The sequence below is a fragment of the Hymenobacter rubidus genome (assembly GCF_016734815.1).
In the GTDB taxonomy this organism is placed as follows: Bacteria; Bacteroidota; Bacteroidia; order Cytophagales; family Hymenobacteraceae; genus Hymenobacter; species Hymenobacter rubidus.
Map to the genome: position 1 here is coordinate 300,610 of NZ_JAERQF010000002.1, position 10,428 is coordinate 311,037.

The following is a 10,428-nucleotide window of genomic DNA, read 5'->3' on the forward strand; positions in this document are numbered from 1 at the left end:
AAAGGCAGCGAAGTGTGTACAAACATACGCGAATGGCCGCGCTTCTGGTGTATTAAATGACGAAGACTATGGAACCCACAGCCCACGTAAGCCAGCGTTTGCAGCAAGTGCTCGACCATTATCAACTGACTGCCAGGCAGGCAGCGGTGAAAATGGGCGATGAGAAAAGTGGAAAAATATACAAGCTGCTGAGCGGCGACGCGAAACCGGGTTTCGACACGCTGACGCAGATGCTGGAGGTGTGGCCGGAGCTCTCGGCCGACTGGCTGGTGATGGGCCGCGGGCCGATGGTGCGGGGCGGGGAAGCCGAGCCAGTGAAGGCGAGCGGCAAGAGCCAGGCGGCCGAGAGCAAGCAGCAGTCGGAGCCCTGGAAAAACCTGGGCAACTTCAAGGTGCTGACCGTGACGGTGGACCGGGATGGCAAGGAAAACACGCTGCTGGTGCCGCTGACGGCGCAGGCCGGGTACCCATCGTTGTGCAACGAGGCGGTGTACCTGCAGGACATGCACCCCTACCACCTGCCAGGCTTTGAGTGGGGCACGTACCGGGCCTTTGAGGTATCAGGCACCAGCATGAGCCCGACGTTTGGCCACAAGGACATTGTGGTGTGCAGCGTGGTGGACCGCAAGGACCTGCTGAAGCCGTGGGAATGCTACGTGATAGTGACGTCGGAAAACCTGCTGCTCAAGCGCATTAGCGCGGTTATTACCGATGCGGACGACACATTTGAGCTCCACTCCGACAACCCGGGCTACGAGCCGTACCGGTTGCCGGTGGCCGACATTCAGCAGCTGTGGATGGTGCGGGGCTACCTCTCGACGAGCATTCCGGCCCGGCCGATGGACAAGACGGTGCAAACCATGGAGCGCCTGCAGGAAGTGATTGAGCTGCTGGGCCACGACTACCACGAGGTGCGGCGCTTCCTGGAAGAGAACGTGCAGCAGCCGGCGCAGCTGCGCGGGCAGTAAGCGAACGGGCGGGGCGCATGGCTACCGGCTTTTGGCGCCGGGCTTGGCCGTGCGCTTTTCGCTTTGCAGGGCGGCCAGCACCTCGGCCTGCTTGAGGTAGGTGCGGCGGCCCATCTTGTGGTAGGTGAGCAGGCCGCGCCGCTTCCACTCGTGGATGGTTTGGGGGCAGACGTCGAGCAGCTCGGCGGCTTCCGGCACGGTGAGCAGGTCGGAGGGGCTGTTAGCGTCGGCGGGGGCTGGGGTGGCGGGGCGCTGGGCGGTTTCGTGCCGGATGATGGCGCGCATGTCCTCTAACAGCTGGGCGTAGGGGACGGGGCTAAGGATGAAAGGCTCCATTTGGGGCGTCGCTGGGAGTGTTGGCCAGCGACGCCCCAAATGGAGCTCGGCTTTCATGCGGGTTCAATCGGCGGCATGAAACGCGCACGAATTCCGCATGAAAGGGTGTTGAGCCCGCATGAAACGGGCTGGCAACCATTAGCTGCATTTGGGGAGATTGAAGAATTTGGGGTCAAGCTTCACCGTTGCATTCACATTTTTATCAAACCCATATTTTGCGGTAAGGTGTTGATTGAAAATGCGTCATGTCTTGACCAGCAGGAAATATTTAATCAACTACCCAAGGCCCGTGGGGGTAACGGGCGTTTTACGTCTCTTACAATGAGGAGCGGCTGCAAAGCGGGCAATGGTCGAGGGAATATGCCGACTCGGCGATTGCAGTAGGTCCGACCGGCAGGGCCTGGGACCTTTGAGTGAAAACCGACACCGTTAGCACTGCTCCTGCTAAGATTCTCCGTGCGCATCGTGCGGCCTAAAAAATGGATGGGTAGCCCAACAACCCTCCTACCCACGTACACTTATCGCCTCTCCAACCAAGGGGCAAGTAATCCACTTGGGGAAGTGCTCTACCCCCTTTTTGGTATGAAGCTTACTTTCCCAATTCGTATTTCCCTGCGCTCTTTTCTGCTCTGTAGCTGGGCTTGTCTGCTGCTGGAGCTGGCTTCGGGTTTCGGAGAAGTAGCGGCTCACCCCATGCCTAACTCCCTGGTGGTGCTGGACCTGCAGCCTGGGGGCGTTGCCGTTGAACTGCAATTGCCGCTCAGCGAGTTGGAGCCGGCTTTTGGTCACGGCATTGCGCGCCACTCTGAGCAAGCGGCCACCGCATTTGGCGCGGACCTGCGCGCCTACCTCGCGCAGCACGTGCGCCCAATTAGTCCCGACGGCCGCCCCTGGACCGTGCGCGTGGGCGAGCTGCAAGTACACGCCGCCGAGCAAACCGCTACCGGCCCGTACCAGGAGCTGACGGCCGCGCTGTGGCTGCAGCCGCCGGCGGGGGCCAGTGCGCGCACCTTCACGCTGCGCTACGACGTCATTCTGCACCAAGTCGTGACGCATGTGGCCCTGGTGTCGGTGCGGCGGGACTGGGCGGCTGGCCGCGTGGCCGCCGATGCGCTGACCGAGGTGGGTGTCATTCGCCTGGACGCGGTCAATAATGTCGTGCCGCCCTTCGACGTCAACCTGGGGGTGGCCGGCGGGGGCTGGTGGGCCGGGTTCAAGGGCATGGTGGGGCTGGGCGTGCGCCACATTGCCGAAGGCACCGACCACCTGTTGTTTCTGCTGGCGCTGCTGCTGCCCGCGCCGCTGCTGCTCACCAAGGCCCGGCGCTGGGGCCGCTTTGGCGGGGTGCGCCATAGCCTGCTGCGCCTAGTAAAAATCGTCACGGCCTTCACCCTGGGCCACTCGCTCACCCTGCTGCTCGGCGCGCTGGGCTGGGTACGCCTGCCCGCGCAACCGGTGGAGGTGCTCATTGCGGTGTCCATCTTGGTGTCGGCGGTGCACGCCTGGCGGCCGCTGTTTCCGGGCCGCGAAGCCCACGTGGCGGCCGGCTTCGGCCTGGTGCACGGCCTGGCGTTTGCCAGCACGCTGGCGGGCCTGCACCTGACGGCCGGCCCCCTGGCCGGAAGCATCCTGGGCTTCAACCTTGGTATTGAGCTGATGCAGCTACTGGTCATTGCCCTCACCGTGCCGTGGCTGTTGCTGCTCAGCCAGACGCCGGCTTACCCGGCGGTGCGCGTGGTCGGGGCCGGGTGCGCGGCCGTGGCGGCGCTGGCCTGGGTGCTAGAGCGCACCGTACTCGACACGGCGCCCTTCTCCGCGGGCATGGCGCGCTTGATGAGTCTGGCACCCTGGCTGCTGGCCGCGTTGGCAGTAGGCGCGCTGGTTAGTTATTGGCGCGTCCGTAGCCGGACGGCTGCGGCTTAAGCATTATCTCTTTTTTTCATCCACCCCTTTTCCAGTATTGCTTCACCAATACCCCCTTTTACCATGAATAAACTTGTGTTGCTCGGGCCGCTGCTGCTGGCAGCTTCGGCCTACGAAAAAATCAGCGAGCTGCTCGCGCCGGCTGCCGCCCCGACGTATGTGGCCGCACCGGCCGCGGCGCCCAAAGCCGTGGCCAAGGTTCGGGGCGTGCAGGCTACCGCCACGGTTGCTGACGTGGTGAATGCCGCCAACGCCTTCCTGGCCACGCTGAGCACGGCGCAGCAAACGACGGTGCAGGTGGCGTACACCGCCGCCAACGTGAAGAAATGGTCGAACCTGCCCTGCGGCCTGGGCTGCCGCCAGGGCTTGCAGTTTTCGGCGCTGACCACGGCGCAGCAAACCGCGCTGCTGAACCTGGTGCAGGCCGCGACGGGCACCGTGGCCGGCGACGGCTTCAACGAGACGCAGCAGATTCGGGCGGCGGACGACAACCTGGGCACGCAGGCCGGCGGCGGCTACTCGTCGGGCATCTACTTCATTGCCCTGGTGGGCACGCCCTCGCTTACTGGCACGTGGCAGCTGCAGTACGGCGGGCACCACCTGGCCACCAACATCACCTACGGCAACGGCCAAGTGAAGGGCGCCACGCCCTACTTTGAAGGCGTGGAGCCGCTGACTTTTACCACCACCAACGCCAACGTGCTGCCCACCGGCACGGTGTGCGCGCCCCTCTCGAACGAGGCCTCGGCGATGCTGGCCATGCTCAACGGGCTGACGGCCGCGCAGAAAACCACGGCCCGCCTCACCCAAACGTTCAGCGACGTGCTGCTGGGCCCGAACCAGGACGGCAACTTCCCCGCCACCAAGGTGGGCCTGGCCGTGAGCACGCTGACGGCGGCGCAGCAGCAGCTGGTGGCCGACGCCATGCGTCCCTGGGTGCAGGACGCCGACGACGCCACGGCCGCCAGCCTGATGACGACCTACACGAGCCAGCTGGCCGGTACCTACGTCGCCTATTCGGGCACGGGCAACCTGACCAGCAACGCCGACTACGTGCGGATTGACGGCCCCAACGTCTGGATTGAGTTCGTGTGCCAGTCGGGCGTGGTGTACCAGAGCCAGATTCACTACCATAGCGTGTGGCGCGACCACGCCCGCGACTACGGCGGAAACTTCTTCGGCTCCTACACCACCGTCACGGGCACGAAGGCGGCGGCGGCGGCCCAAGCCTTTTCCGTGTACCCCAACCCCACCGCCGGCAGCCGCGGCCTGCAGGTGCAGTTGGCTGCGCCCGCCGCGTCGGCCCGCTACACCCTGCGCAACGTACTGGGCCAGACGTTCGCCAGCCAATCGTTTGTTGGCAGTGCCGTGCAAGTATCCACCGAAGGCCTGCCCGCAGGCACCTACATTCTCAGCCTAGTGGCCGACGGCAAAGCGCCCGTCACCCACCGTTTCGTGGTGAACTAAGCTCCGCAGCCGGGCCGGCGGACAGCAAAAAAGAGCAGCTTTGGCCATAGGGTCGGGGCTGCTCTTTTTGTGAATCTGGCAATGAAGGGTGAGCGATGCTAGGTGCCTGAGCCACTGCTGTGGGCGGGTCATGTTGTGGCGCAGCGACGCGGCGGCGCAATACCTCAGCTTGTCGTGGGCGGCTTTGGGTCGGCCGCTTTCCAGATGGTAATCCAGCGGCGGGCTTCAACTAAATAGTCCTGAAAGCGGGCGCTGCCGCTGCCGTCTTTGAAGGTGGCGAGGCGGTCGCTGAATTTGACGTGGAATTCTTCTTCGAAGGCCTTGCGGTACACGGGGGCGTCGGCGAAGAGCATGAGCTTGGCTTCGAACAGGGCGCGGTAGGCGGCGGGGAAGGCGCTGAGGGGCGCGGCGGCTTTGCCTTTGAGCTCGCCGAGGTGCCAGTGTCCGGTAGCGGCATCGAGCACACCGAGAGAGGTGAGCAGGTCGCGCAGGTCGGTGGGCTTGAAATTGCCGGAGCAGAGCGTGGCCACGTTGGAAGAGAGAGGCAGTGGAGCGGGGCGCTGGGGCTTGGCGGCGGCTCGGGCTTCCTGCACGACTTCCTCGGTGACACTTCGGACGCTGCGGGTGCGGCTGTTTTGCGCGAAGGGCACCAGCACCACGAACAGGAAGCGCAGCAGCTGGACGGTGTTGGCGTCGTGGGGGCGGTACTGCAAGCGGGTGAGGGGCAGGGCTTCCCACTCGGCCCGGAGGCTGGCGCGGGCGCCGCGCAGGCGGGCCCGGCCGGTGTATTCGCACAGGGCTTCGGTGAGCCGGACGGCCAGCCAGGAGAAGTAGTACTCGTCGAAATATAGGTCCAGGTCGGTGTCGGTGTAATCGGGAAAGGCGCGGAATTCGGACTGCAGCTCGACCAAGTCCATGGCGGCTTCGGGGTAGACCTCGCCGTTGGTGCCGCCCTGCAGGGTGAGCCGGCACAGGTAGCGGATGCGGCCTTCGGGGGTATCGCAACCAGCCAGGTGTTCTTCGAAGTAGTCGGCCAGGTTGGTGGAAGCGAAGGGGCCGGGCGCGCTGAGCCAGTCGCTCAGCGCGTGCAGGAGGCTTTCGTAGGCATCGCCGACTTCGGCGGGCAGCGCGTCGGAGGGAAGGGAATATTGGCGCATGTCGGGCGCAGGGGCCGGCTCAGGATGGTAGAGGGGAAGGAGCAGCGCTAAGCGAAGGCGCGGGAAAACTCATCGAGCATGGTATCCTCGGTGACATTGACGTAGCGCCGGAATGCCGACAGGCTTTTGTGGCCGGTGATGCGCATGACCACCTCGGGGCGCACGCCCGCTTCCAGCGCCAGCGTGACGAAGGTGCGGCGGGCGGTGTGCGTGGTGACAAACTCGTATTTCGGGGCTGTGGTGGCGCGTCGCTGGCCACCGGCGTAGCGCACCCGCTCGGTGGGCGCGTCGATTTCGGCGAGGCGGGCCAGTTCTTTGAGGTGGCCGTTGAGCTTTTGGTTAGCCAGGGGGCGCAGGGTGCCTTCGGTGACGCGGGCCAGCAGCGGGCGAGCCTCCGGCCGCACGGGTACAGTGACGGTGAGGCGAGTTTTCTGCGTGGTGACGCGCAGGCGGTCGGCCTGGATGTGCTCGGGGCGCAGGCTGGCCACGTCGGAAAAGCGCAGGCCGGTGTAGACGCCAAGCATGAAGAGGGCCCGAGCGTTATCCAGCGCTGGGCGGGCGCTCAGGTCGAGGTCGGCGAGGCGCTGCACTTCCTGGCGGGTAAGAGTAAGAATGTCGGGCTCGCGGTGCTGCCAGCTGAATTTCTTGGGGTCGGCGATGACGGGGTAGCCGTTGTCGAGGGCCCAATTGAGGAAGTGCTTGAGCCGAAACAAGTTCTTGTGCACGGCGCTGTCGACGAGGTTGCGCTTGGTGAGCAGGTAGCGGGCGAAGCGTTCGGCGAAGCTGTTGCCTACCGTGGCGAAGTCGACGGCGTAGCCTTCGAGCTGCTGCAGGTCGCGCAGGTGGCGCAGCGAGGTGCGGTAGGTGCGGAGGGTGTTGGGGCTTTGGGTGAGGCTGCGGCTTTCTATCCACTCGGAGAATACGGTGAGCAGATTGGGCCCGGCGGGCGTGGGCTCGGGAGCGGTGGCTTCGGGCTCGGGCAGCGGCTCCGCTTCCACCGGCTCGGCTACTTTTTTCAGGGTGGCCAGCGAGGGCAGCGTACCGACGGCGCGGTGGTCGTCGTAGCACTTCGTGAGCCGCTCGCGGGTGTTCTCCAGCGTGTCGTTTAGCTTGCCGTTGTTGGTGTGGGAGTAGCCGCGAGTGAGGGCCTTCTGTTCCTTCTTATCCCACTGTTTGGGAAGGATGGAAATGCCGACGTAAACCTTGTGCCGCTGGCCATCAAACGTTACGGAGGCAATGATGGGGGTGGGTTTGTCGGCGGCGGGGTTGTAGAGTAAAAACGTTACTTTAGCCATATTTTAGAGTGAATTAGTTGCCACTCTAAAGATACTAACGGCTGTCCGACATCGGACAGGAAATCGGACAGTCCGGCCTTTATTAACGGATTTAGTTTGTCGTTAACGGATGAAGAGATTTTGAAAAGTTTATTTCTGGCTTGTGGAGAGGGGTTTGGTGTCGGGGTGGGTCAGTTTAGATAGTGCCAATTTAGTACAACTGTTGCCACAAAAAAGGCCCTTCAGCGCACTGCTGAGGGCCTTTTTCGTGATGTCTGGGGCAGTAGCATCCGGCGTCTGACGCATCCGGGGCAGGTAGCGAAGCTTGTATGCTGCGGCTCCGTCTTTTTCGGCCTCGGGCGTAGAAAAGCCTGCACCTGCTGGTGCCTGGTGGCCGAATGGCTTGCCGCCGCGCAATGCCTCCTACTCCACGGCTACATGGGCCGCGTACCGGCGACCCTGAGCATCGGTGGCTAGAAGCGTGTAGAGGCCCGGCGCTAGGCCCCGCACCGATACTTCGGCCGCCGCTGGCACAGTGGTTTCGCGGGCCACGCGGCCCAGGGCATCGAGCAGCTGCACGCGGGTGCCGGCGGGCAGGGACGGCACATGGACCTTGTCGGTGGTGGGAGAAGGGAAGATGTCCAAGGCGAGAACCCGGGCGGCTTGCGTGGCCGTGGGCAAGGCGCTGAAGTGCGCAACGAACCCATTGGAACCAGTGGCTGCCCCGCCTGTGAGGATGCTACTGCCAAACCGGCCTTGCTGGGTGAAGCTGCCGCCAACAGACAGCTCGTTGGTGCCGCCCAAGGCAATAAGCCCGGCCCATTCTTCCGGCGCGCCGTCGGACTTTTGGAACCACCGGGGCGTGCCCTGCGCCGAATAGCTGGCCACGAGAACGTCCAGATTGGAGCCGTTGCTGCTCAGCTGCTGGCTGCCTGCCTGCGCTGTACCGGCAAAAGAGCCAGCCAGGTAGCTATTGCCGGCGGCGTCAGCCACCACCGCACGAAAGGCGACGAAGCTGGAGGCCTCTAGCTTTGTCACCCATTGAAGAGTGCCCGTGGCCGTATCGAGCTGGAGCAGGGCACCGTAGACCTGGCCCGTGCCGGTCAGCGTTTGCCCCTCCACAGTGGCCGGCCCAGCGGTTGAAAAGGTAGTCGGAACCAGCAGGTGCCCATTGCCGTCGAGGGCCGTGACGCCGGCGTAATCATCGCCGGCGGAGCCGAAGCGCTTTTGCCACTGCACCACGCCCTGAGGGTTGTAGCGCACCAGCAGCACGTCGTTGTTGCCGTAGCCGGCAGGGGCAGGCCCGGCACCAAAACCGCCCGCGGCCGAATGCATGGTCCAGCTCAGGTAAGCGTCGCCGGCCGGGCTCACGGTTAGCGCATTTGAGTAGACGCCGTTTGTTGAGACGGTGAGCGGAATGCTCCCGCCTGCCTGGGCCCACAGCGCCGTGCCCGCGGGGTCGAGTTTCGCCACGAAGTTGCTGAGGGTGTTGCGTGCCGTGAGGGTGATTCCTCCCACCGTGGCCAGGTCGGAAAAGAAGCCGCTGAGGTAGAGGTTGCCGGTGGCATCCATACCTATGCTGTGAACGAGGGCGCCGTTGCCGCTCACCTCCCGGAGCCAGCGCGGCTGGCCCTGGGCATCAATGCTGGCTATGTATGACCCGCCCGAACCGGAACTGGTTAAGCTCAGAGTGCCCAGCTGCAGCGCGCCGCCGAAGGTGCCGGCCAGGTATACGTTGCCAGCCGCATCGGCCACTATCCCGCCAATTCGTTCGTTGCTGGTGCCCGCCAGCTGGCGCGCCCACAGCAGGCTGCCGGCGGCATTGTATTTGGCCACGTACGAATCTTCGTCCCGCTGAGACACCAGCACGGTGCCCGGTGCCAGCGTCAAAGTCGACTGAAACACACCGGCCGTGTAAGTGTTGCCCGCGGCATCTGCTGCCGTTCCGCTGAGGAAAGTGACGGCCGGGCTGGCCGCCGCCCTGGCCCAGCTCCAGACCGGCGGCGTGGTTTGGCCCTGCGCCAGCCCCAAAATGCCTACAGTAAGCAACACTGCCAGGGAGGCGCTACGAAAAAAAGGCGTAGAAATTTGCATGGGCCAAGGGTAAGGTAGTGGAATGATGGGGGAGCAGAGCATTGAAAGCCAACGGCTACACTGCATAGCCTTCCGGCGTTTGCCGCACCAGGCTCAGCGCCGCCAAGGTAGCCAGCAACGGCTCCACCTTCTCGGCTTTGAGGCGCTTGAAGCCGGCGGCTACCTGGGCGGCGGTTTGGGGCTGGGTGGCTTGCTGCAGGGCATCGCGCAGGGCCTGCATCTGCTGGGCCAGCTCGGTGGGGAAGGGGATAGGGGAGGAGGGAACAGGGGATACGGCCAGGGCCAGGTCGGCCTGGGTAACCGTATTCCCTATGCCCTGTTCCTTATTCCCTTTCGCCTGGTAGGCCGGGCGCAGGTAGCGGACGTGCCCGGCCTGCTCCTCGCGGGCACGCTCGTGGTTGAGGCGCACGAGGCGCGTGAGAATCTCGGCCTCGGGCAGGGCGGGGGGCCAGGCGTAGGCCTCGGCCACGGCGGCGTCGAGCTGCTGGTGCAGGCTGAGGACCACGGAGGCCAGGCCCTGCTGGTTCACGGTCTGGTCTTTGGCCGACAAGGGCTGGACGGCGCGCAGCTTCTCCACCACGTTGTAGAGGTCGGTGAGGGTGAGGCTGGGGTGCTGGGCCTGCTGGCGCTTGCGGTGGGCGTCGAGCTGTTCGGCCAGCTCGCGGATGCGGGCCTGCTGCGCGAGCGTGGCGGCGGGGAAGGGGAATGGCTGGAAACAGCGGGAACCGTCATAAACGGGGTCATTTCCCACCCCTAGCCTTCCACCAGCAGCCAACGCCCAAACCACATGAGCCTGGCTTGAAAGAACTCCAAGTTGATAAGCGTCATCAAATGCAAAGACATTAAGCTTATCGTCTGGAATGATTTCACTTTCAAGAAATTGAAAGAATCTATGCTTTGCTACTCTTGGTGAAACAATGTACCTGGTCAATCCAAATAAGGCAGGTCGAAAACTGGAGCGAGTTCTACCATGTAACCACCAGTTTTCACGAATTGCTTTATCACGGTTCGCGTCCCTTTCAGGCTTAACATACTCCAATAAATGCTGGTATGCTCTTGGGTATTTAGCTAAAACTTCGTCAGCCTTTAAGCCATAGAAATCAATTACATAAACGCTTCGGGGGCGTGTAGTTATACCCGTCACGAAGTGGGTTGCGAATCGAGCAGGTGAAAGTGGAGGGTGAGTAAGGACGCGAGTTCGTGCCCGAA

General features: G+C 63.7%; 8 protein-coding genes. 3 read left to right on the top strand and 5 right to left on the bottom strand.

What is annotated here, in order from left to right:
* The first annotated feature begins 68 nt into the window (after positions 1-68).
* Entirely contained in the window at positions 69-968 is a 900-nt protein-coding gene (locus tag JKL48_RS02650) for a S24 family peptidase (RefSeq protein ID WP_201978095.1), read from the top strand.
* Between the two features lie 21 nt (positions 969-989).
* Here JKL48_RS02650 and JKL48_RS02655 read toward each other — a convergent pair whose 3' ends face one another.
* A complete protein-coding gene (locus JKL48_RS02655) occupies positions 990-1,304 on the bottom strand; it encodes a helix-turn-helix domain-containing protein (protein ID WP_201978096.1) in 315 nt (104 codons plus the stop codon).
* 582 nt (positions 1,305-1,886) lie between these two features.
* On the opposite strand from JKL48_RS02655, the gene JKL48_RS02660 reads away from it, so the two are divergent.
* A complete protein-coding gene (locus JKL48_RS02660) occupies positions 1,887-3,227 on the top strand; it encodes a HupE/UreJ family protein (RefSeq protein ID WP_236668565.1) in 1,341 nt (446 codons plus the stop codon).
* A 63-nt stretch (positions 3,228-3,290) separates the two neighbouring features.
* Positions 3,291-4,694 carry a DUF3500 domain-containing protein gene (locus tag JKL48_RS02665; RefSeq protein ID WP_201978098.1) on the top strand — a complete coding sequence of 468 codons (1,404 nt, stop codon included), beginning with the start codon at positions 3,291-3,293 and terminating at the stop codon, positions 4,692-4,694.
* A gap of 164 nt (positions 4,695-4,858) precedes the next feature.
* Here the strand turns inward: JKL48_RS02665 and JKL48_RS02670 are convergent, their stop codons facing one another.
* The 4 genes from JKL48_RS02670 to JKL48_RS23695 all read right to left on the bottom strand — a co-directional run bounded on the left by JKL48_RS02670 (position 4,859) and on the right by JKL48_RS23695 (position 10,363).
* Positions 4,859-5,851, bottom strand: a complete 993-nt coding sequence (locus tag JKL48_RS02670; protein WP_201978100.1) for a hypothetical protein — start codon at positions 5,849-5,851, stop codon at positions 4,859-4,861.
* Positions 5,852-5,898: 47 nt separating this feature from the next.
* A complete protein-coding gene (locus JKL48_RS02675; protein WP_201978102.1) occupies positions 5,899-7,146 on the bottom strand; it encodes a site-specific integrase in 1,248 nt (415 codons plus the stop codon).
* Positions 7,147-7,548: 402 nt separating this feature from the next.
* On the bottom strand, positions 7,549-9,219 hold the full coding sequence (locus JKL48_RS02680; protein ID WP_201978104.1) for a T9SS type A sorting domain-containing protein: 1,671 nt from the start codon (positions 9,217-9,219) through the stop codon (positions 7,549-7,551).
* 55 nt (positions 9,220-9,274) lie between these two features.
* Entirely contained in the window at positions 9,275-10,363 is a 1,089-nt protein-coding gene (locus tag JKL48_RS23695; protein WP_394368844.1) for a type IIL restriction-modification enzyme MmeI, read from the bottom strand.
* Positions 10,364-10,428 lie beyond the last annotated feature (65 nt).